The following is a 23085-nucleotide window of genomic DNA, read 5'->3' on the forward strand; positions in this document are numbered from 1 at the left end:
CCACCTGTTCATCAAAGGATTCCATCATGGTCGAACTGCACACGAATCACGGCGTCATCAAGCTCGAGCTGGACGCTGAAAAGGCACCGAAGTCGGTTGAGAACTTCCTCAACTACGTGAAGGCCGGTCACTACGACAACACGGTGTTCCACCGCGTGATCGACGGCTTCATGATTCAGGGCGGCGGCTTCGAACCCGGCATGAAGCAAAAGCCCACCGAAGCGCCCATCACCAATGAAGCGAACAACGGCCTGAAGAACGTCAACGGCTCGATCGCAATGGCCCGCACGAACGACCCGCATTCGGCGACCGCGCAGTTCTTCATCAACGTCAACGACAACGACTTCCTGAACCACTCGTCGCCTACGCCGCAAGGCTGGGGTTACGCCGTGTTCGGCAAGGTTGTGGACGGCATGGATATCGTCGAGAAGATCAAGAAGGTCAAGACGGGCTCGAAGGGCTTCCACCAGGACGTGCCGGCCGACGACGTGATCATCGAAAAAGCGGTCATCGTCGACTAACCCGTCAATCAGGCGGCGCGCCCGGCTTCACGCTGCACGAAGCGGGCACGCAACCAGCACCACGCGAAGCCCTTATTGCAACCGGAATCAGGCACTCTTCAATGCTGCACGAAACGCCGCTGCGAAGCGTCGCCGCGGGCGTGCCTGGCGAGGGCAAACGCCCGCACGCCGCGCGCCCGTTTTTTTTCATCTCGGATCTGCATCTGAGTGAGGACATTCCGCGCACGGTCGCCGCGTTCGAACACTTCATCCGCGTCACCGCCGAACAGGCCGACTCGGTGTTCATTCTCGGCGACCTGTTCGAATACTGGATTGGCGACGACATGCTCAGCGAGCCGTTCGTCGCCCGCATGGCCGCGCTGATGCACACGCTCGCCGAGCGCGGCATCGCGCTCTACCTGATGCATGGCAACCGTGATTTTCTGCTGGGCAAGCGCTTCATGAAGGCGGCCGGAGCCATCTGGCTGCCGGACCCGTTCGTGATCACCGCGTTTGGCGCGCGCATCACGCTCGCGCATGGCGACTCGCTTTGCACGGCGGATCACGCGTATCTGCGCTTTCGCCGCTTCGCGCGCTGCCGCGCGGCGCAGATGCTGTTTCTCGCCTCGCCATTCAGATGGCGGCAGGCGCTTGCCAAACGGATGCGCTCGGCGAGTCAGGGAAACCGCGCAAGACCGGTCTCGCCGAAGTACGACGTCACAAGCGATGGCGTCGCAGCATTGTTCAGGCAAACCGGCACGACGACCATCGTGCACGGGCACACGCACCGGCCGGCGCGCCACCGGGAACCTGGCGGCATGCGCTGGGTGCTGCCGGACTGGGATCTCGACCATGGCGAGCCGCGCGGCGGATATCTGCGCATCGACGCCGACGGGTTGAGAGCGTTTCCGCTCGATTGACGCGGCTCAGGCTCAACGCTCTTCGGCCACCACGCCATCCACCTTGCCTGCGATCGCCGCCGACAGGCGGCGCAAATCGAGCAGCGCCGCGTCCGCGCCTTGCAGCGCCTCCAGACTCGTGCCGAGCCGCTCGAGTGCCGCGACGATCTCGTCGATGCGTTGTGACTGCGTGGCCGCGTGATCGATCAGGCCGTGAATTGCGAGTGACACGGGATCGTCTGCGTTCGGCGTAATGCCGTAAGCGCAGAACGCGGCGCGCTGAGGCGCTGCCGTCTTCAGACCAGCGCCTGCACCGGCCTCGGACGCGCACGCAGTTGTCGCAGGCCTGGCCGGCACGATCACACGCGCCGGGTTGCCGACTGCCGTGCCGCCCGCCGGCACCGGCTTCACCACCACCGCATTCGAGCCGATCTTCGCTTCCGCGCCCACCGTGAAACCGCCGAGCACCTTAGCGCCCGCCCCGACGATCACGCCGCGCTCCAGCGTCGGATGCCGCTTCGCGCCGCGCGTGAGCGACGTGCCGCCGAGCGTCACGCCCTGATAGATGGTGCAGTCGTCGCCGATTTCAGCCGTTTCGCCGACGACGACGCCCATGCCGTGGTCGATGAACACGCGGCGGCCGACCGTCGCCCCCGGATGGATTTCGATGCCGGTCAGAAAGCGCGCCATCTGCGACACGAAACGCGCCAGCCAGCGACGCCTCGCGCGCCAGCAGGCATGCGCGAACCGATGCAGCACGAGCGCGTGCAGCCCCGGGTAGCACGTAAGGACTTCCCAGGCGCTGCGGGCGGCGGGATCGCGCTCGCGGATCGTGGCGATGTCTTCGCGAAGTCTCGTGAACATGGTAGTGACGCCGACATGGGGAGGAAAACCGCCGCGGCCTCGAGATTGAAGGCGCGCGACGCACCGCTACCTGATAGCAGATCGGCAGCTTTGCTTAGAACGTTGCGAGGAATTGTAGGGCGATTGCGCGAAACTTGCCGGAAGCCCGCGTTCGCGACAAGGTCGTCGCAGATTGTGGGTTCCGGCAGGCGCGGCGGACAGCCGGCGCCAGCCTCAGCGCGTGTCGTCGCCCTGCGGCCCGGTTTTCAACAGAATGTGCTTGGCGATGCCGCGCACGATATTGACCTCTTCGCGCTCGAGTCCCGAGCGGGCAAACAGACGCCGCAGCCGCGACATCAGTTTCTTCGGATTCTCCGGGTCGAGAAATTCCAGGGCGATGAGCGCGTTTTCGAGATGCGCATACATGCCTTCGATATCGTCGCTGGAAGCCAGCGAGTCTAGCGACGCGCCCGGCCCTCCAGCACCGGCGCCACCGGTGCCGCTACCCGCTGCACCGAGATACGCGGTGCGCAGTTCATACGCCAGCACCTGCACGGCCTGCGCCAGATTGAGCGAGCTATACGCCGGATTGGCCGGAATATGCGCGAGCGCGCTGCAACGTTCAACGTCTTCGTTCGACAAGCCCGTGCGCTCGTTGCCGAATACCAGCGCAATGTCGCCGTGGACAGCATGCTCGCGCGCCTGGCCGGCAGCCGCGCGCGGCACCAGTTGCGGCGGCCCGTATTCACGCAGGCGCGCGGTTAGCGCGACCGACCATTGCACGCCGTTGAGCGCATCCGCGAGCGTCGGCACGACATGGGCACCCGCCAGCACGTCGTCCGCGCCGCTTGCCATGGCCACGGCTTCCGGGTCCGATTGCACGTGCGGCACGCGCGGCGCCACCAGCACGAGCCGGGAAAAACCCATGGTTTTCAGCGCGCGTGCCGCCGCACCGACGTTGCCGGGATGACTCGGCTCGACCAGCACGAAGCGCGTCGAAGTAAAACCGCCGCGCACGGGGGCGGCGCTATCGGGCGCGCAGACGTCGGAGGAGGAAGGCGGATTGTGGGTTTGGGCCACGATAAAAATGGGGAGCTAAAGACCTCTATGGTAACGCCAACGCGTCCCCGAGCGGGCCAACCCGCCAGACATTCCGTAAGCCGGGCGCCGTACCGGCGCGCCGCGCCGCCGCAGCGGCCCGGACTCGGGTAAAATCACGCAATTCGCGCCGTCTTCGTACGAGCGCCTCGTTCTTATCCAATTCGTCTCCGTCGACGGAACGCGCGCCGAAACGCCCGTTCCCGGTTGTTTCGGCTGAGTTCCAGCTCATTCAGCCTTCACTCAGCTCTCACCCAGCTCATTTCCGGTAAGCAGCCGCGCTGCCCCGGCACAAGGATCCAGGCTCATGCATCCCATGCTCAACATCGCCGTCAAGGCCGCCCGCCGCGCCGCGCAGATCATCAACCGGGCGTCGCTCGATCTCGATCTGGTTCAGGTCAGCAAGAAACAGCACAACGATTTCGTCACGGAGGTCGACAAGGCATCTGAAGCCGCGATTATCGACACGCTGAAGACCGCCTACCCTGATCACGCCATCCTCGCCGAAGAGTCCGGCCAGTCGGACAACGAGTCTGAATACCAGTGGATCATCGACCCGCTCGACGGCACCACGAACTTCATCCACGGCTTCCAGTACTACTGCGTGTCCATCGCGCTCGCGCACAAGGGCATCATCACCCAGGCCGTGGTCTACGATCCGAACCGCAATGACCTGTTCACCGCCTCGCGTGGCCGCGGCGCGTTCCTGAACGACCGCCGCATCCGCGTGAGCCGCCGTGACCGCCTCGCCGACGGCCTGATCGGCACGGGCTTCCCGTTCCGCTCGACGGACGGCCTCGACGCTTACGGGCGGCTCTTCTCCGACATGACCGAAGCCTGTGCCGGCCTGCGCCGTCCGGGCGCCGCCGCGCTGGATCTGGCGAACGTGGCCGCCGGCCGCCTCGACGGTTTCTTCGAGCAAGGCCTGCAGCCGTGGGACATGGCTGCGGGCAGCCTGCTGATCACCGAAGCGGGTGGTCTGGTGGGCAACTACACGGGCGACTCGGACTTCCTGCACCTCAACGAAATCGTTGCGGGCAACCCGAAGCTGTATGCGCAAATGGTGCCCATCCTGTCGCGCTACAGCCGCACCAGACAGCAAGCGGCGTAATGCGGTGAGTTTCTCGAAGCGGCTTCGGCCGCTTTTTTGCTGGCGTGGAACCCGCCTTGAACTGATCACGGGCATCGAACCGGCATTGCCGAGACGCCCGGCTGGCGTCACGCGCGGCAAGACAATTGAACAACCAGCGCCGTCTGGCAAGCGCACCAGCATGCGGCGCGGCTTCGTGCTACAAAGCGACAGGCCGCGCCGGCATTCGAGTTGGCGTGCATTTTCCGGTGCACGCTGTCGAGCGTTCCGCGCGACAGCCCGCGCAGCATTCCAAACGGCTTCATGAAAAAAGGCTTCTATACGATCATCGCGGCGCAGTTCGTGTCCTCGCTCGCCGACAATGCGCTCCTGATCGCCGCGATCGCGCTGCTGTCGGTCATCCGCTCCGCCGCGTGGGTCACACCGCTGCTGCAGATCTTTTTCACGGTCTCGTACGTGCTGCTCGCGCCCTTCGTCGGCGCGTTCGCGGACGCGCTGCAAAAGCGCCACGTAATGTTCGTCTCGAACGCGCTCAAGGCGTCCGGCTGCCTGATGATGATCGCCGGCGTGCATCCGATGATTGCCTACGGCGTGGTCGGTTTCGGCGCCGCTGCCTACTCTCCCGCCAAGTACGGCATCCTGACCGAACTGTTGCCCGCCGACCGGCTGGTGGCTGCGAACGCGTGGCTCGAATCGGCCACGGTGCTCTCGACGATCGTGGGCACCATGCTGGGCGGCGCGCTGATCAGCACCTACGCATCCAACTTTGTCGCGCACGCTCACCTGCCGCTGATCCGCTCGGCGGCCGACCTTGCGATGCTGGCGGTGATGCTGACGTATGCGATCGCGGCGGCCATCAACATCGGCATTCCCGATACCGGCGCGCGCTACCCGAACCGCCTCAAGGAGCCGAAGAAACTGGTCGGCGATTTCGCGCAGTGCTTCAACGTGCTGTGGGCCGACAAACTCGCGCAGATCGCGCTATGGGTGACCACGCTGATGTGGGGCGGCGCGGTCACGCTGCAGTTGCTGGTGCTGAAATGGGCCGACGTGAACCTTGGCCTGTCGCTCTCCAAAGCGGCCGTCATGCAAGGCATCACCGGGCTCGGCATTGCGGTCGGCGCAGCCGCCGCGGCGACGCTCGTGCCGCTGCGCAGTTCGTTGAAGGTGCTGCCCATCGGCATCATTACAGGCGCGGTCGCAGTGGCAATGGCGTTCTACAGCAAGGGGCTGTTTCCGGCGGGCTCTGGCATCCGGGTCGGGCATTACGTCGCGCCGCTCTATATCGTGCTCGCGTACCCGCTGATGATTTTGCTCGGCGCGCTGTCGGGCTTCTTCATCGTGCCCATGAACGCGCTGCTGCAGCACCGCGGCGCGACGCTGCTGTCCGCGGGGCACTCCATTGCGGTGCAAAACTTCAACCAGAATCTGGCCGTATTGCTGATGCTCGGAGCGTACGCGCTGATGCTCACGGCAAAACTGCCGGTGCCGTGGATCATCGTCGTGTTCGGCACCTTCATCACCTTCATGATGTGGCTCGCGAAACGCCGCAGCATGGCGAACGCGCGTACCGTCGACATGCGGGTGCTCGTCGAAGAATGAGTGTTTCCGGCCGGCTCGCCACGCGCATGCAAGGTTTGGCCATCCGGCCAGCTTCACAGCACGCGGCGGCGAGTTAAACTCACGCCCTGAACAGCTAACGCAAGAAGACACACAGGATGGGCATGCAAACCGCAGCGGCCAACGACGTCGCACAACACACCCCAATGATGCAGCAGTACCTGCGCATCAAGGCGGAGCATCCGGGCACGCTGGTGTTCTACCGGATGGGCGATTTCTACGAGCTGTTCTTCGAGGACGCGGAGAAAGCCGCGCGCCTGCTCGACCTCACGCTGACGCAGCGTGGCGCGTCAGCGGGCAATCCGATCAAGATGGCGGGCGTGCCGCATCACGCGGTCGAACAGTACCTGGCCAAGCTCGTGAAGCTGGGCGAATCGGTCGCAATCTGCGAACAGATCGGCGATCCGGCTACCTCGAAGGGACCGGTCGAACGCAAGGTGGTGCGCGTCGTGACGCCGGGCACGCTCACCGACGCCGCGCTGCTGTCGGACAAGAGCGACGTGTATCTGCTCGCGGTGTGCGTCGGTCATAACCGGCGCGGTGTCGCAATCAACGTGGGGCTCGCATGGCTCAACCTTGCAAGCGGCGCACTGCGCCTCGCGGAAGTTGCGCCGGGTGAGGCGGCCGCCGCGCTCGAGCGGATCCGCCCCGCGGAGATTCTCGTCGCCGACGTCGCGTCCGACGCCAGCACATGGTCGCCGAAGGCGGCCTCAGGCGCACTGACGCGCGTGCCGGTGTGGCACTTCGACGTCGCCTCCGGAACGCAACGCCTGTGCGACCAGATGGACGTGGCAAGCCTCGACGGCTTCGGCGCGCATTCACTCTCCAGCGCGTGCGGTGCGGCCGGTGCGCTGCTGCTCTACGCGGCGGCAACGCAAGGGCAACAGTTGCGTCACGTCCGTAGCCTGAAGGTCGAATACGAGTCGGAATATATTGGGCTCGACCCTGCCACGCGCCGCAATCTCGAACTCACCGAAACATTGCGCGGAACCGAAAGTCCGACGCTGTGCTCGCTGCTCGATACCTGTTGCACGACCATGGGTAGCCGCCTGCTGCGTCACTGGCTGCACCATCCGCCGCGCGAGGCCGCGATCGCGCAGGGCCGCCAGCAAGCCATCGGCGCATTGCTCGACGCGCCGGCCCGAACGGGCGTCGATTCGCTGCGCGGCGCGCTGCGGCAGATTTCGGACATCGAGCGGATCACCGGCCGTCTGGCGTTGCTGTCGGCGCGTCCGCGCGACCTGTCCAGTCTGCGCGACACCTTCATTGCGTTGCCCGAACTGCGCACGCAACTCGCCGCGGTGACGGCCGCGGCCGACTCGCTCGCGCGCATCGACGCCGCGCTCGAACCACCTCAAGCATGCGTCGACCTGCTGAAGCTCGCCGTGGCTCCGGAGCCTGCGGCAATGGTTCGCGACGGCGGCGTCATCGCACGCGGCTACGACGCCGAACTCGACGAATTGCGCGATATTTCTGAGAACTGCGGGCAGTTCCTGATCGACCTCGAAACGCGCGAACGGGCGCGAACCGGGATCGGCAATTTGCGCGTCGAATACAACAAGGTGCACGGCTTCTATATCGAAGTCACGCGCGGCCAGACCGACAAGGTACCCGACGACTACCGCCGCCGTCAGACGTTGAAAAACGCCGAGCGCTATATCACGCCCGAACTCAAGACCTTCGAGGACAAGGCGCTGTCCGCTCAGGAGCGTGCCCTGGCGCGTGAGAAATCGCTCTACGACGGCTTGCTGCAAGCGCTGCTACCCTATCTCGCGGATTGCCAGCGCGTCGCCACCGCGCTCGCGGAACTGGATCTGCTGGCCGCCTTCGCAGAACGCGCACGCGCGCTCGACTGGGTCGCGCCGTCGTTCTCGGCAACAGCTGGCATTGAAATCGAACAGGGACGTCACCCGGTCGTCGAGGCACAGGTCGAGCAGTTCATCGCCAACGACTGCACACTGAGCGCCGAGCGCAAGCTGCTCTTGATCACAGGCCCGAACATGGGCGGTAAATCGACCTTCATGCGGCAGACCGCGTTGATCGCGCTGATGGCGTACGTGGGCAGCTACGTGCCGGCGCGGCGCGCCTCGTTTGGTCCGATCGATCGCATCTTCACCCGCATCGGCGCCGCCGACGACCTGGCGGGCGGCCGTTCGACCTTTATGGTCGAAATGACGGAGGCCGCCGCGATCCTGAACGACGCGACGCCGCAAAGCCTCGTGCTGATGGATGAGATCGGACGCGGCACGTCGACATTCGACGGCCTTGCGCTCGCGTGGGCCATCGCCCGGCATCTGCTTGCACACAATGGCTGTCACACGCTGTTTGCAACGCACTACTTCGAGCTGACGCAACTCCCCGCCGAGTTCCCGCAAGCGGCCAACGTTCACTTGTCCGCAGTCGAGCATGGCCACGGCATCGTGTTCCTGCACGCGGTAAGCGAAGGACCGGCGAATCAGAGCTACGGCTTGCAGGTCGCGCAGCTCGCCGGCGTGCCGGCTGCGGTGATCCGCGCCGCGCGCAAACACCTGGCCCACCTCGAACAGCAATCCGCTGCACAGCCTACGCCGCAACTCGATCTGTTCGCCGTGGCGCCATTGATGCTCGAAGACGCGGAAGACGCCGAACCGGCCGTGCCGCCCGGGCAGACCCTGACGGCGGCGGAACAGGCACTCCTCGAACGTTTGCGTGCGCTCGACCCGAACGGGTTACGCCCGCGCGACGCCTTGGACCTGCTCTATGAACTGCATGACCTGGCCGCTGCGCCGGATGCGGATCATTGACCACCACCGGCATCTGCAGCGGCCGCGCAGCGTCTGCGCGGCGCTCGGAATTGCACTCATCCTGACAGCAGGCGCGGCCTCGCACGCGCACGCCGCGCCGCTGCGCTATACCTTTGCAGTAGTCGCCGGCACGCTGCAAAGCCCGGCCGACGAAGCGCCGACCCAGCGGCTGATCGACGCGATTGGACGCGAGCGCGATATGTCGTTCATCGTCTATGACGGCAACCTGAAAGGCGCGAAGGAAGCGTGCCGCGACTCGCTCTACGAACGGCGTCAGGCGCTACTCGAAGCGGCGCGCCCCGCGCTGATTTTCGTGCCCGGTCAGCACGACTGGGCCGATTGCGGCACTACCGAAGCAGGCGCATTCGATCCCGTCGAGCGGCTCGATCAACTGCGTCAGACGATCTTCTCCGACTCGTCGTCAATGGGACAGAACCCGCTCCCGCTTACGCGCGAAAGTGAAGTCTCGCGCTTTCGGCCGTATCGCGAAAACGTGCGCTGGCAGGTTGGCGACACGGTGTTCATCGGACTGAACGCGCCTGGCCCGAACAATCACTATCTGACCGCGGGCGGCCGCAATAGCGAATTCGAAGACCGCGTAATCGCCAATGCATTCTGGCTCGAGCACGCAGGCGAATATGCGAAACGGCGCGACGCGCGTGCGATCGTCGTGTTTATTCAAGGCGACCCGGACGCTGAGCGTTATGAGCGGCCCGACCGTTTTGCATGGCTGCGTTTCGCGCGTAACTCGCGTCGTGACGGTTTTCTGGAACTCAAGCGCAGCCTCGTGAAACTCGCGCAGATTTTCCACGGGCCGGTGCTGGTCATTCATTGCGACGACGAACGTCCCGCAGGTGGCTTTGCTATCGATCAGCCGCTACGTAATGACAAGGGAGAAGTGGTGACGAATCTCACGCGCGTCGCCTTTGAGCCGCGTGACCGTCTTAACCAGTGGATTCAGATTGAAGCGGATATGGCGCGCAGACCGCCGTTCCGTGTGAGTGTGCGTGAAGTACCGAAGAACCTGCCGCTGCTGCCGGTGCAACCTTCGCAACCCGTACAGGCGGCGCCGACGCCCGATGAAGGCGCGCCCGATCTGCCGCTGCCACCCGCACTCAGTGCGCCAGCAGGCCCACCTGTGCCGTCGCCCAACCCGGCATCGAGCTTCGCACCCATGCCGCCGCTGCTGCCGACGACGCCACAGCCAACGCCACCTTCGAACCTGCCGGGCGAAGAAGGCGAACTGCCTGCCTCGACCGGCCTGCCCGCCAGTTCAGTGCAGCGTGGGCCCTGACGGCGCTTCGTCGCCTTCGTCGTCATCCTCGTCGAGCACTTCCAGACCATCTGCGCCATGCGCGTGCTCATGCTGGATTTCGTCTTCGGTAGCGGGACGCACGTCCTTGACCGTCAGTGCGAAACGCAGCGCCATACCCGCGAGCGGATGGTTGCCGTCAAGCACGACCTTGTCTTCTGCGACGTCGGTGACGATGTAGACCAGCGAATCGATATCCTCGTCGCCTTCTTCCGGCGTGCCTTCGAATTGCATGCCGACTTCGAGCGGCTCGGGGAAGCGATTGCGCGGCTCGATCTTCACGAGGTCGGGATCGTACTCGCCGAATGCGTCTTGCGGCTCGAGCTGGATCTGCGTCTCGAAGCCAGTCTCATGGCCGTCGAGCTCTTCCTCGATCTTGGGGAACGTGCCATCATAGCCGCCGTGCAGATAGACCATCGGCTCGTCGCTTTCTTCAATCAGATTGCCCTGCGCATCCGACAGCTTATAAGCGACCGACACGACGGTGTTCTTTGCGATTTTCATTCGACTCTCCAGAATACAACTCACATTATACGATGCCCAAGCGGCCCCTTGACCACCCGGCGCACCCAGGTTCGGCCCGGATTTCCAGCCCGGTTTTGCCGCCTGCGCCCGACGCGCCAACGCCGCTGCTCGGCAACCTGACGCCGTCGCAATTCATGCGCCGCTACTGGCAAAAGAAACCCCTCCTGATCCGTCAAGCCATTCCGAACGTCGCCGCGCCGCTCTCGCGCGACGAACTGTTCGATCTCGCCGATCAGGACGAAGTCGAAGCGCGCCTCATCACACATTTTCGAAACAAATGGCAACTGGAGCACGGCCCATTCGCGGCTGACGAGTTGCCTTCAGTCAGGCAGCGCGCGTGGACCCTTCTGGTCCAGGGGGTCGACCTGCACGACGACCGCGCGCGCGCATTGCTGGACCGCTTCCGCTTCGTGCCGGATGCCCGCCTCGACGACCTGATGATTTCGTACGCGACGGACGGTGGCGGTGTGGGCCCGCATTTCGACTCCTACGACGTGTTTCTGCTGCAGGTGCATGGCAAGCGCCGCTGGCGCATCAGCGCACAGCGCGACCTGTCGCTCCAGCCGGACATGCCGTTGAAAGTTTTACAAAATTTCGAACCGGCAGAGGAATGGGTACTGGAGCCGGGCGACATGCTGTATCTGCCGCCGCACATCGCCCACGACGGCGTGGCCGAGGGCGAATGCATGACCTGCTCGATCGGCTTTCGCGCGCCCTCCGCGAACGAGTTGACGGCGCAGTTTCTGTATCATCTCGCCGAACGCGGCACGGCCGACGACAGCCGCGCGTCGCAGCTCTACCGCGATCCGCAGCAACCGGCCGTCGAGCGCCCCGCCGAGTTACCGGCGGCGCTGGTGGCGCGAGTAGGCGCGATCCTTGCTGGTGTGAAGTGGAGTGAAAAGGACATTGCCTCGTTTCTAGGCGCTTACCTGAGCGAACCGAAGCCGAGCGTCGTCTTCGATCCGCCTGAGCAGCCGCTAAATGAGGCGCGTTTTATCCAGCGTGCCTCAAAGTTCGGCATCCGGCTCGACCGAAAGTCGATTTTGCTGTACAACCGCCGCTTTTTCTTCCTGAATGGAGAAGAAAACCCGCTCGCGGGCATCAAAAAGTGGTTGATTGAATTCGCTGATAGCCGCAGTCTGAGTGCGAAACGCTTTGTAACACTCTCAGGCGATTCCTCGGTGACAGCATTGCTACACGAGTGGTATCGTGCGGGCTGGATACAAGTGGGCGAGGCTGCGTAAAGCCTTGTCCACTCGTCATGCCGTATGTGAAATTTTGTATGAGAAAGACAACGTATTGACCCCGGATTTGTCGACGGTAGATACGAAAGTGCATATAATTTCCGCCCAAGCCGTAGGGAAGATTCACGCTCTTGAGAAGTGCGTCTCCACCAGCGGCCCAGGTCGGTGTTGGAGCACATTACCGGTATTATTTTGCGCTGTTGCTTACCTTTAACCATAAAAGGACGTGATCATGAAGAAATCCCTCCTCGTAGCATCCCTGTTGGCAGCTGTGGCACTGGCTGCATGCAACAAGAGCAGCGATCAAGCAGCTGCCCCGGCTAGCGATGCATCGGCTGCTTCGGCACCTGCTGCTGCTTCGGATGCAGGCGCTGCTGCTTCGAGCGCTGCTGCTGCGAGCGACGCTGCTGCTTCGGCTACCACCGCTGCTTCGGACGCAGGCGCTGCAGCTTCGGACGCTGCTGCTTCGGCTGCTGCTCCGGCTTCGGGCGCAAGCCAGTAAGCTGTCGTACAGGGTTCGCCTCTGGGCGAAAACTACACCGGAAGATCGCCCTGATCTCCTGGTGTAGTAAAGCAAAACGCCACGGATTCACATCCGTGGCGTTTTGCCATTCTGCGGCCGTTTTTCAGGGCCGGCTTCGCAGATTCAGGAAGTCGCGATGCGCTCCTCGAAAAACTCTCGCACCACGTCGATCTCCCGGGTCCGCTTGAAAGGCGGCAGGCTCTGCCATATACGGCGCCCATAGGGTTTGTCGACAAGTCGCGTGTCGCAGATCATCAGCACGCCGCGATCCGTCTCAGCGCGAATCAGACGCCCTGCACCCTGCTTTAGCGTAATCACCGCTTGCGGCAACTGGTGGACCGCGAACGGACTCAAGCCTTTCTTCGTCAGTGCTTCGAGCCGTGCCGACAACACCGGATCGTCCGGCGGTGCAAACGGCAGCTTGTCGATCACCACGAGCGACAATGCATCGCCCCGCACATCCACGCCTTCCCAGAAACTTTGACTGCCCACCAGGATCGCGTTGCCGTACGTGCGAAAGCGCTCCAGCAACTCCGTGCGGCTCGCGTCGCCTTGCACCAGCAACGGGTAACGCCAGCCGCGCGCTTCGATCGTCTCGCGCAGCTTGTTGGCGATGCGATCCACCGCGCGCAGCGTGGTGCACAGCATGAACACGCCGCCGCCGGATGCTTCGATGGCCGGCAATGCGGCCTCGAACACGGCGTCGGTGAACATCGGCGACGACGGTTGCGGCAGATTGCGCGGCACATACAGCAGGCCCTGCGTCGGATAGTCGAACGGGCTTGGCAGCGTCATCGAGCGGCGTGCATTGAGGCCCATCTGCGCCGCATAGTGGGTGAAGTCGCCACGCACCGAGAGCGTCGCCGAAGTGAAGATCCACGCCCGCGGCACGCCCGCGCGCTGCTTGGCGAAAATCGGCGCCACCGACAATGGCGTCTCGTGCAACTGCACCGTGTGCGAAAACACCTCGATCCAGCGCACCTTCTCGTTTGGATCGCTCGCCGCCTTGCCATCCGCGGCGTTCGCGGCAGCGTCACGTTCGGCCTCGGTCGGCGGCGTGGTCCAGCCCGCGAGAATGCCCTGCAATTCGCGCGCACGCCGCAAACAGGCGCCGATCGATTCGGCGCGCTCCGCCTGGCCCGCCAAGGCGTCGGCCAGCGCGATCAGTTCCGCCTCGAGGGTTTCGAGCGCGGAAAACAGCGGATGATCGTCCGGCAATTGGCCAAGCGACAGCCGCACCGAATCTTCCCTGAACGCAAGACGCACATCGCGCGCCGAGCGTTCGAGCGCGGCACCGAGCTTCACCCAATCCACCGTCTCGCGTGCGTGGCCCAGACCTTCTGCCACCGAATCACGTGCGAGTTCGAGGAACTGCGCAGTCGACAGCGTCTCGCCGAAAAACAGCGTCGCGGTTTCGGGTAACTGGTGCGCCTCGTCGAAGACGATCGTATTGGCCGTGGGCAGCAACTCCGCCATCCCCGTATCGCGCAACATGATGTCGGCGAAAAACAGATGGTGATTGACCACCACGATGTCAGCCTGCTGTGCCTCGCGGCGCGCCTGCATCACGAAGCACTCCTTGTAGTGCGGGCACTCCTGGCCAAGGCAGTTTTCACGAGTGGACGTGACCATGGACCACACCGCAGCCGTTTCCGGCACGCTGGCGAGTTCGGCCTTGTCGCCGGTACGCGTGATCTTTGCGAAGCGGATGATGTCCTGCAGATACGAGGTTTCCTGGCGCGACGGCAGGCGTCCGTTGTCCGCCGTGCGCTGCAGATAGTAATGACACAGGTAGTTCGCGCGGCCCTTGAGCATGGCGACCGAGACGGGCACGGCGAGTGCGTCGCGCACCGTCGGGATATCGCGCTGGAACAGCTGGTCCTGCAAGTGCTTGGTGCCGGTCGACACGATCACCTTGCCGCCCCACAGCATGGCCGGGACCAGATATGCATAGGTCTTGCCGGTGCCGGTACCCGCTTCGACGATCAATGTGTTCTCGCTGCCGTCGAGGCCGTCGCTGGCTTCGGGCGGCGACCCTTCGGCACCCGCCGCGCCCTGAGCGTCGCCCGCAGGCGGCAGACGCCGCGCAGGACGCTTTTGCGCCTCGAACATGGCGGGCTCGGGCATGGCACGACCGGATGCTTCCATGGCCGCGGCGACCGCGCGCGACATCTCGATTTGCGACGCGCGCGAGCGATAGCCCTCGATCTGGCGAGCCAGCAAACCGTCTGCGGCAAAGATGTCGTCGAGTTCGCGCTGGCGGCGGGGATTGAGCGAAGCCGCGAGCGTTGTCCCGGCGGCAGCGGGAGTGCGTGCGTCACGCGCGTCGCGTGACGGTGCCTCGTCGTCCGACGAGGTGCGTGAGGAAGGAACAAGCGGTGAATTCAAGGCAAGCGTTTCCTGCAAAGTCCGGTGCGCGCGGGGCGACCCGGCGCTTGCCAGGCCGCACGCTCAGGCGCGCGCGTCCGGTTCGAGCTGCAATTGCAGCAAGATGATGGTGTCCTTGACCTTGAGTTTGCGCTTTTTGAGGCGCTGCAACTCCAGGTCGTCGAAGCCGGGCTCATCCGACATTTTGTCGATCAGACGATCGAGCCCACTATGCTCCGATTCCAGTTGCAGAATACGGTCCTTTAGTACGCTCGCGTCGATGACATGATGATGGTCGCGCATGCTCGCCTCCTCTTCCGATACGGCGCGGGCTGCCTCGTGCAGCCCGGACACCTGAGGTTGCTGTCCGGCTAAAAACGCGTTACTGCCCCTGCTGTTGCTGCTTTTGCTGCTGCTCGAGTTGCTGTTGCTCCTGCAACTGTTCCTGCTGCTTCTGCTGAGCCTTCTCAGCCGCTTGCTGCTGGCGCGTCTGGACGTCCTTCGCATGCTGCGCGGCGTCGGCCTGCTTGCGCTGATAGCTCTGCTGCTTTTCGACGCGCTCCTGCGCTTTCTGCGCAGCCTGTTGATGCGCTTCGTCGAGCTTGCGCTGGAAATCCGCCTGCTTCTGGTCGTACGCCTTCTGGTTCGCCGCAGCCTGCGGCGTGCTGATTCCACGCTGAGCCTGGTCCAGCGCATGCTGTTGCTGCTTCTGCTGATAGGCCTGCTCGTTCGCTGCGCGCTGCGGCGCCTCGGCGTTGCGCTGCGCCTGATCCAGCTGATGCTGACGCTGCTTGTCCTGGTACGCCTGCGCGTTGCGGGCGTCGTCCGCGGCGCGCTGCGGCGCGTTCGCCTCGTCCTGTGCGCGCTTGATGGCGGCCTGTTCGTCGCGCTGCCGGGCGCGCGCCGTCCGCTCTTCGTCGTCAAGCGCGAGCTGTTCCTTGCGAATGCCTGCCTGCACCGTGCGCATTTTGTCACGCGCCTTGCCAAGGCAATAGTTCACAAAAAACTTGCTATAACAGTCATGTTGCGCGACTGCGTAGTTGTAGTTGTTTTCTTCGCTGCGGTGATTCAGAACCGCTTGCCGCGCGTCGAAATCGTTGCCGGAATTCGCTGTGCCGTCTGCCGCGGTGGCCGCTGCATCGGTTCCACTGGCCGGATTGGCCGCCGTGACTCCAGAGGCCACGCCAGGCGCACCGGACGGCGCCAAAGCCGCCTGCCCCGATTGCGTGGACTGGTCCTGCGCAAACGCCGGCGCACACACGGCGAAAGAGGCGGCGGCAACGCAGGCGGCGACGCGATTGGCGAGCGGCGCGGCAAGCGCGACGGTGAGCGAAGCGAATGGAAAACGGGAGATCGGCAACGTCGTAGATGGGCAACGGAACATGCCCGAAATTCTATCACCCCGCGGTTGAGCCCTTTGGCATTTATGGCAAAATGCCCGGCTTCAGCAACCCGGTCGCGGCTTGCACGCTTTTACGCGTGCCGCCATGCGCGGCCCTAGATTGAGTCCGGCAGGAACACCTAGACCCTATGACGGAAACCGTAGCACTCAAGATCGTACAGCGCATTGCCAGCGAACTCTCCGTCCAGCCGCGTCAGGTCGCGGCGGCGGTGCAACTTCTCGACGAAGGTGCGACTGTTCCGTTCATCGCACGCTACCGTAAGGAAGTGACCGACAATCTCGACGACACGCAACTGCGTAATCTCGAGGAACGGCTCCTGTACCTGCGCGAACTGGAAGACCGGCGCGCGGCGATCGTCTCCAGCATCGAAGAACAGGGCAAGATGACCGACGAGTTGCGCGAGGCGATCCTTGGCGCCGACAGCAAACAGGTTCTCGAAGACCTTTACCTGCCGTACAAGCCGAAGCGCCGCACGCGCGCGCAGATCGCCCGCGAAGCCGGTCTCGAGCCGCTGGCACAGGCGCTGCTCGCCAACCCGCTGCTCGACCCGCAGACCGAGGCCGCGCAATACGTGGACGCCGAAAAGGGTGTGGCGGACGTGAAAGCCGCCCTCGACGGCGCGCGTGACATCCTGTCGGAACAGTTTGGCGAAACCGCGGAACTGCTAGGCAAACTGCGTGAATACCTGTTCAGCCAGGGTGTGGTGTCGTCCACCGTGGTGGAAGGCAAGGAAGGCGAAGAAGGCGAGAAATTCCGCGACTACTACGACTATTCGGAAACCATCAAGACGGTGCCGTCGCATCGCGCGCTCGCCCTCTTCCGCGGCCGCAATGCCGGCGTGCTGATGGTCAAGCTGGGGCTCGGCGAAGAACTGGATGCGCAGGTGCCGCATCCGGGCGAAGCGCTGATCGCGCGCCACTTCGGCATTGCCAGCCAGAACCGCCCTGCCGACAAATGGCTCTCCGACGTGTGCCGCTGGTGCTGGCGCGTGAAGGTGCAGCCGCACATCGAAAACGAGTTGCTGACCAATCTGCGCGAAGAAGCCGAGCACGAGGCCATCCGCGTGTTTGCCCGCAACCTGAAGGATCTGCTGCTGGCCGCGCCGGCCGGCCCGAAGGCCGTGATCGGTCTCGATCCGGGTATGCGCACCGGCGTGAAGGTGGCCGTGGTCGATCGCACCGGCAAGGTGCTCACCACCGACGTGATCTACCCGCACGAGCCGCGTCGCGACTGGGACGGCTCGATCGCCAAGCTTGCCCGCATCTGCGCACAGACGCAGGCGGAACTGATCAGCATCGGCAACGGCACGGCTTCGCGGGAAACCGACAAGCTCGCGAGCGAGCTGATTGCGCGCCATCCGGAATTCAAGCTGCAGAAGATCGTCGTATCGGAAGCCGGCGCGTCGGTTTATTCGGCGTCCGAACTGGCGGCGAAGGAGTTTCCGGACATGGACGTGTCGCTGCGCGGCGCAGTGTCGATTGCGCGTCGTCTGCAGGATCCGCTCGCCGAACTCGTCAAAATCGAGCCCAAGGCAATTGGCGTCGGCCAGTATCAGCACGATGTGAACCAGCGCGAACTGGCGCGTTCGCTGGATGCTGTCGTCGAAGACTGCGTGAACGCGGTCGGTGTCGATGCCAATACGGCTTCGGTGGCACTGCTCGCACGGGTATCCGGGCTGAATGCTACGCTCGCGCGCAATATCGTCGATTTCCGCGATGCCAACGGTCCGTTCCCCTCCCGTGAGCATCTGCGCAAGGTGCCGCGTCTGGGCGACAAGACCTTCGAACAGGCGGCAGGCTTTCTGCGCATCAACAACGGTGAGAACCCGCTCGACCGCTCGTCGGTGCACCCGGAGGCGTATCCGGTCGTCGAACGCATGCTGGCGAAGATCAACAGGCATGTCGGCGAAGTGCTCGGCAATCGCGAGGCGCTCTCGGGCCTGTCGCCCGCTGAGTTTGTCGATGATCGCTTCGGTCTGCCGACCGTCCGCGACATCCTCTCCGAACTCGAAAAGCCGGGCCGCGATCCGCGCCCCGAGTTCAAGACGGCCACCTTCCGCGACGGCGTCGAGAAAATTTCCGACCTGTCGCCCGGCATGGTGCTCGAAGGCGTCGTGACCAACGTGGCGGCCTTCGGCGCGTTCATCGATATCGGCGTGCACCAGGACGGCCTCGTCCACGTGTCGGCGCTGTCGACGAAGTTCATCAAGGACCCGCACGAAGTCGTGAAGGCCGGCCAGATCGTCAAGGTCAAGGTGCTGGAAGTGGACGTCAAGCGTCAGCGTATTTCGCTGACCATGCGTCTGGCGGATGAGTTCGGCGCGGCGGGTGCCGCAGCGCCGCGCAGCGGTGGTGCGCAGCAGGATCGTGGCGCAGCGCGCTCGGGCGGGAATGCGCGCGGCCAACAGCAGCGTTCGCGTGAGCCGGAACCGGCAGGTGCCATGGCCGCGGCGTTCGCCAAGCTGAAGCGTTAAAGCTTCCGCCTGAGGCAGTTGGCGTGAAAAAACGCGCCGGCTGTCTTGGCTGAGCGTTGCCGGACAAGTGTAAGTGTGCCGGGCAAAGCTCAGCACCAAACAAAAATCCCACGCATCTACGTGGGATTTTTTTGGTTCAGCGCGGCGTTGCCTGCGTAAAGCACGCAATGTCAGTGCGCATCAAATCTCGATCTTCGTCCCCAGCTCCACCACACGATTGGCCGGAATGCTAAAGAAGTCGGTCGGCTTGGCTGCGTTCTGGTGCATCCAGGCAAACACGCGCTCGCGCCAAACGGACATGCCCGGCAACTGGGTCGGCACCACCGTTTCCCGGGCGAGGAAGAACGACGTGTCCATCATCTCGAAGGTCATGTCGTGCTTGCGTCCCACCTCGGTCAAGACTGCTTTCACGTCAGGCGTTTCGTTGAAACCGTAGGCCGCTTTCGCGAGAAACAGCCCGCCGCCGATTTCCCGTACGGTGACACGCTCCGCATCGTTTACGTACGGAATATCCCGCGTCACGAAAGTCAGAAAAATGGTCCGCTCGTGCAGCACCTTGTTGTGCTTCAGGTTGTGCAGCAAGCTCACGGGCACGAGCGTGTCGCTACCGGTCAGATAGATTGCCGTACCGGAGACGCGATGCGGCGGATGCGCCAGCAAACCTTGCAGGAAGGGCATGAGCGGAATACCGTCTGCAGCGGTACGCTCCTTGACGATCATCCTGCCCTTGAACCACGTCATCAGCAGGAAGAACAGCAACGCGCCGATGCCGAGCGGCAGCCAGCCGCCCTCTTCGACCTTCAGCAGGTTCGCGCCGAAGAAGCCCAGATCGACCACCAGCAAGGCGCCGATGATCATCGCCACCACGAACTTGTTCCACTTCCACACGTTGAGCATCACCACGCAAGCCAGGATCGTGGTGATCACCATGGTTGCCGTGACGGCGATGCCGTACGCCGCAGCGAGGTTGTCCGAGCTTTTGAACGCGATCACGATGCAAAGGATGATGAAAAGCAGCATCCAGTTGACGACGGGCACGTAGATCTGCCCGATTGCCAGATCCGACGTATGCAGGATCTTCATGCGCGGCACATAACCGAGCTGGATTGCCTGGCTCGTCAGCGAATAGGCGCCCGAGATCACCGCTTGCGAGGCGATCACGGTCGCCACCGTCGACAGCACCACGAGCGGCAACAACGCCCAGTCAGGCGCGAGCAGGAAGAACGGATTTTCGATCGCCTTGGCATCCTGCATCAGCAGCGCGCCCTGGCCGAAGTAGTTCAACACCAGTGACGGCATCACGAGCGCGTACCAGGCCACCCGGATGGGCCTGGCGCCGAAGTGGCCCATGTCGGCATATAACGCTTCCGCGCCGGTCAGCACCAGCACGACGGAGCCCAGCACCACGTAGGCCTGCAACACGTGCGCGGCCATGAACGAGTAGGCGTAGTACGGATTGAGCGCGCGGATCACGTTGGGCGCCTGCACGATATGCGCGAGCCCCAGTAAGCCAATCACGACGAACCACACCACCATGATCGGCCCGAACAGACGTCCGACCATGGCCGTGCCGTGCCGCTGAATCCAGAACAGGACGATGAGAATGAAGATGGTGAGCGGCAATACCAGATGCGACAGATGGGGCGCGGCGATTTCGAGCCCTTCGACCGCCGAGATCACCGAAATGGCCGGCGTGATCACCGCGTCGCCATAGAACATGCAGGCGCCGAAGATGCCGAGCATGACCAGCAAGCCGGCCAGCCGCTTCTTCGGATCCACCGAGCGCAACGCCAGCGCCATCAACGCAAGCACGCCGCCTTCGCCGTTGTTGTCGGCGCGCATCACGAACATCACATACTTGACACCCACCACGATCACGATGGCCCAGAACAGCAGCGAGATCACACCCAGGATGGACTGGTCGGTAAGCGGGATACCATGGGACGGGCTGAACGCCTCCTTCAGCGAATACAACGGGCTCGTGCCGATGTCGCCGAACACCACACCTATCGCGGCCAGCGCAAGCGTAGGCAAAGGCTGTTTATGCACGTGATGGGTATCTGTCATATACGCGAGGGATCCGTTCCTGAGCGGAATAAAGCGAGCGCTATTTTAAACTGGGCGTAAGGAAGCGCCCCGGCTTGTTGTGCTAACACCACGTGGACAGTCCGCGCAGTTTAGCACCGCACCTGTGACGCGTCTGCCGGCGGCGAGGACTATCACCCCGCTTGCAGGAACCGATGGAAAGCCGTCTGGGAGCCACGCACGGGCCGCCGCGCCAGCCGCCATGCAAACCGGATAGTGGCCTGCGCAAAAGCTTTCGCGCATAAAAAAACGGAGCCCAGCTGGGCTCCGTTTTCGCGGATTCGATGCGGCACGCCTTGTCATGAGGGTGCCGTTGTGCATTACGTGTCCGAACCGTCTTGCGCCGTTCCGCGCTTGATCCACGCGCCGAGATTATGCGGGCGCACCGTATCCCACTCCTCGAACGGTTGATGGATCCACGGGTTGGTGGGCAAAAACTGCACGTGATAGTCCGGCTTCACTTTCGAGCAACCCTTGTACCAGAGCACTGCCGAGCGCACCGCCGTGATGGCCGGATAACGCTCTTTCAGATGCTGTTGCACGCGTGCCAGCGTCACGCCCGAATCCACCAGGTCGTCGACCAGCAGCACGTTGCCCGAGAGCTCGCCGCGCGTCATCGTAATGTATTGCGCGATGTCCAGCTCGCCCTGCTCCGTGCCCGCCGCTTCGCGGTACGAACTGGTAGCGAGAATGGCGAGCGGCAGATCGTAAATGCGCGAGAGCTGATCGCCCACGCGCAGACCGCCGCGCGCGAGGCACAGGATCTTGTCGAACTTCCAGCCGGACTCGTGCACGGCCAGCGCCAGCACTTCGATCAACCGGTGATACTCGTCCCACCCTACCCACAGGTTCTTGTCGTCGTTGCGCGGGTCCTTCATCGCAATCATGGGTACACCCTGCGTCATGAATTAAACCTTGAACGGGTGACGGAGAAGAATCGTCTCGTCACGATCCGGACCGGTCGAAACCATGTCGATCGGAATGCCTGCCACTTCCTGCACACGCGTCAGATAAGCGCGCGCGTTCGCGGGCAGCTTGTCCCATTCCTTGATGCCGACCGTGCTCTCCTTCCAGCCCGCAAAGGTTTCGTACACCGGTACGCAACGCGCCACTTCCGATGCGCCACGCGGCAGCAGGTCGAGCGCCTCGCCGTCGACCATGTAGCCGACGCACAGCTTCACTTCGTCGAGGCCGTCGAGCACGTCGAGCTTGGTCATGCACAGACCCGACACGCCGTTGATCTGGATCGAGCGCCGCAGCGCAGCCACGTCCAGCCAGCCGGTACGGCGCGGCCGGCCGGTGACCGAACCGAATTCCTTGCCGACGGTGGCCAGTTCCAGACCGATGGCTTCCTGGCGATCCACATTGTCTGCGTCATACAGTTCGCTCGGGAACGGGCCCGAACCGACGCGCGTGCAGTACGCCTTGGTGATGCCGAGGATGTAGTTGAGCTTTTGCGGACCGACGCCCGCACCGGCGGTCGCCGCACCGGCGACGCAGTTGCTGGAGGTGACGAACGGATAGGTGCCGTGGTCGATGTCGAGCAGCGTGCCTTGCGCGCCTTCGAACAGCAGATTGTTGCCGGCGGCGTTTTCGTCGTAGAGACGGCGCGACACGTCGGTCACCATAGGCTTCAGACGGTCGGCATAACTCAGCATCGTGTCGAGCGTTTGCTGGAAGTCCACCGCGGCGACGCCCAGGTATTGCGTGAGCACGAAGTTGTGATAGTCGAGATTTTCGCGCAGACGTTCGGCGAACGTTGCCGGCTCGAACAGGTCCTGCACGCGCAGACCGCGACGTGCCACCTTGTCTTCGTATGCCGGGCCGATACCGCGGCCGGTGGTGCCGATCTTGCCCGCGCCACGGCGAGCTTCACGGCCCTGGTCGATGGCAATGTGGTACGGCAGAATCAGGGTAGTGGCTTCGGAAATGAAGAGGCGATTCTGGACATCGACCCCGGCGGCTTCGAGCTCGCCAATTTCCTTGAACAGCGCTTCCGGCGACAACACCACGCCGTTGCCGATATAGCACGCGACGCCGGGATGCATGATGCCCGACGGAATCAGACGCAAGATGGTTTTCTTGCCGCCGATGATAAGCGTGTGACCGGCATTGTGACCGCCCTGGAAGCGAACGACGCCTTGCGCGTGGTCCGTCAGCCAGTCGACGATCTTGCCCTTGCCCTCATCACCCCATTGGGTACCCACGACGACGACGTTGCGCCCGGGGTTCAGATTCACTGCGCTGGCAGACATGTTGTTTCGTAAGCTGGTTAAAAACGTATTCTACCTAGGTTCACGGAAGCTTCCGAATTTTTCCG

Annotated in this window: 18 protein-coding genes; 9 read left to right on the forward strand and 9 right to left on the reverse strand. The window is 63.5% G+C overall.

Annotation, left to right across the window (positions count from 1 at the left end; translation table 11 throughout):
- The first annotated feature begins 26 nt into the window (after positions 1-26).
- Positions 27-521, forward strand: coding sequence for a peptidylprolyl isomerase (locus VGH41_RS07285; protein WP_117336665.1), 495 nt, complete (start codon positions 27-29; stop codon positions 519-521).
- A gap of 101 nt (positions 522-622) precedes the next feature.
- Entirely contained in the window at positions 623-1420 is a 798-nt protein-coding gene (locus VGH41_RS07290) for a UDP-2,3-diacylglucosamine diphosphatase (protein ID WP_331596686.1), read from the forward strand.
- Between the two features lie 12 nt (positions 1421-1432).
- Here the strand turns inward: VGH41_RS07290 and cysE are convergent, their stop codons facing one another.
- Entirely contained in the window at positions 1433-2263 is an 831-nt protein-coding gene (gene cysE / locus VGH41_RS07295) for a serine O-acetyltransferase (RefSeq protein WP_331596687.1), read from the reverse strand.
- A gap of 213 nt (positions 2264-2476) precedes the next feature.
- Entirely contained in the window at positions 2477-3322 is an 846-nt protein-coding gene (locus VGH41_RS07300; protein ID WP_414696621.1) for an RNA methyltransferase, read from the reverse strand.
- Between the two features lie 325 nt (positions 3323-3647).
- On the opposite strand from VGH41_RS07300, the gene VGH41_RS07305 reads away from it, so the two are divergent.
- The 4 genes from VGH41_RS07305 to VGH41_RS07320 all read left to right on the forward strand — a co-directional run bounded on the left by VGH41_RS07305 (position 3648) and on the right by VGH41_RS07320 (position 10127).
- Positions 3648-4451 carry an inositol monophosphatase family protein gene (locus VGH41_RS07305; protein ID WP_331596688.1) on the forward strand — a complete coding sequence of 268 codons (804 nt, stop codon included), beginning with the start codon at positions 3648-3650 and terminating at the stop codon, positions 4449-4451.
- Between the two features lie 282 nt (positions 4452-4733).
- Positions 4734-6032 carry a lysophospholipid transporter LplT gene (gene lplT / locus VGH41_RS07310; RefSeq protein WP_331596689.1) on the forward strand — a complete coding sequence of 433 codons (1299 nt, stop codon included), beginning with the start codon at positions 4734-4736 and terminating at the stop codon, positions 6030-6032.
- Between the two features lie 116 nt (positions 6033-6148).
- Positions 6149-8833 (forward strand): DNA mismatch repair protein MutS, encoded by a 2685-nt coding sequence (mutS, locus tag VGH41_RS07315; protein ID WP_331596690.1) that lies wholly within the window; start codon positions 6149-6151, stop codon positions 8831-8833.
- Complete coding sequence (locus tag VGH41_RS07320) at positions 8820-10127, forward strand: hypothetical protein (RefSeq protein ID WP_331596720.1); 1308 nt, start codon at positions 8820-8822, stop codon at positions 10125-10127. Before mutS ends, VGH41_RS07320 begins: the two co-directional genes overlap by 14 nt.
- On the opposite strand, the gene VGH41_RS07325 is transcribed toward VGH41_RS07320, so the two are convergent.
- Positions 10107-10649, reverse strand: a complete 543-nt coding sequence (locus VGH41_RS07325; RefSeq protein ID WP_331596691.1) for a peptidylprolyl isomerase — start codon at positions 10647-10649, stop codon at positions 10107-10109. The two genes, VGH41_RS07320 and VGH41_RS07325, sit on opposite strands and share 21 nt — an antisense overlap.
- A 32-nt stretch (positions 10650-10681) precedes the next feature.
- Here VGH41_RS07325 and VGH41_RS07330 point away from each other — a divergent pair, with 32 nt between their 5' ends.
- Both VGH41_RS07330 and VGH41_RS07335 read left to right on the forward strand, forming a co-directional pair.
- Positions 10682-11914 carry a cupin domain-containing protein gene (locus tag VGH41_RS07330; protein ID WP_331596692.1) on the forward strand — a complete coding sequence of 411 codons (1233 nt, stop codon included), beginning with the start codon at positions 10682-10684 and terminating at the stop codon, positions 11912-11914.
- Positions 11915-12146: 232 nt separating this feature from the next.
- Positions 12147-12416, forward strand: coding sequence for a hypothetical protein (locus VGH41_RS07335; protein WP_074299784.1), 270 nt, complete (start codon positions 12147-12149; stop codon positions 12414-12416).
- Between the two features lie 144 nt (positions 12417-12560).
- Here the strand turns inward: VGH41_RS07335 and VGH41_RS07340 are convergent, their stop codons facing one another.
- The 3 genes from VGH41_RS07340 to VGH41_RS07350 form a co-directional block, all read right to left on the reverse strand.
- A complete protein-coding gene (locus VGH41_RS07340; protein WP_331596693.1) occupies positions 12561-14825 on the reverse strand; it encodes an ATP-dependent DNA helicase in 2265 nt (754 codons plus the stop codon).
- A gap of 63 nt (positions 14826-14888) precedes the next feature.
- Complete coding sequence (locus VGH41_RS07345) at positions 14889-15107, reverse strand: DUF465 domain-containing protein (RefSeq protein ID WP_331596694.1); 219 nt, start codon at positions 15105-15107, stop codon at positions 14889-14891.
- A 79-nt stretch (positions 15108-15186) separates the two neighbouring features.
- Complete coding sequence (locus VGH41_RS07350; RefSeq protein ID WP_331596695.1) at positions 15187-16188, reverse strand: hypothetical protein; 1002 nt, start codon at positions 16186-16188, stop codon at positions 15187-15189.
- 146 nt (positions 16189-16334) lie between these two features.
- Between VGH41_RS07350 and VGH41_RS07355 the strand changes: the two genes are divergently transcribed.
- Positions 16335-18680, forward strand: coding sequence for a Tex family protein (locus tag VGH41_RS07355; protein WP_331596696.1), 2346 nt, complete (start codon positions 16335-16337; stop codon positions 18678-18680).
- A gap of 180 nt (positions 18681-18860) precedes the next feature.
- On the opposite strand, the gene VGH41_RS07360 is transcribed toward VGH41_RS07355, so the two are convergent.
- From VGH41_RS07360 to VGH41_RS07370, 3 genes are all read right to left on the reverse strand, one after another.
- Entirely contained in the window at positions 18861-20747 is a 1887-nt protein-coding gene (locus VGH41_RS07360; RefSeq protein ID WP_331596697.1) for a potassium transporter Kup, read from the reverse strand.
- 338 nt (positions 20748-21085) lie between these two features.
- Positions 21086-21670: a phosphoribosyltransferase gene (locus VGH41_RS07365; RefSeq protein ID WP_331596698.1), complete on the reverse strand. Its 585-nt coding sequence runs from the start codon at positions 21668-21670 to the stop codon at positions 21086-21088.
- A 3-nt stretch (positions 21671-21673) separates the two neighbouring features.
- On the reverse strand, positions 21674-23020 hold the full coding sequence (locus tag VGH41_RS07370) for an adenylosuccinate synthase (protein ID WP_331596699.1): 1347 nt from the start codon (positions 23018-23020) through the stop codon (positions 21674-21676).
- Positions 23021-23085: the final 65 nt, after the last annotated feature.

This window comes from Paraburkholderia sp. (assembly GCF_036488795.1).
In the GTDB taxonomy this organism is placed as follows: Bacteria; Pseudomonadota; Gammaproteobacteria; order Burkholderiales; family Burkholderiaceae; genus Paraburkholderia.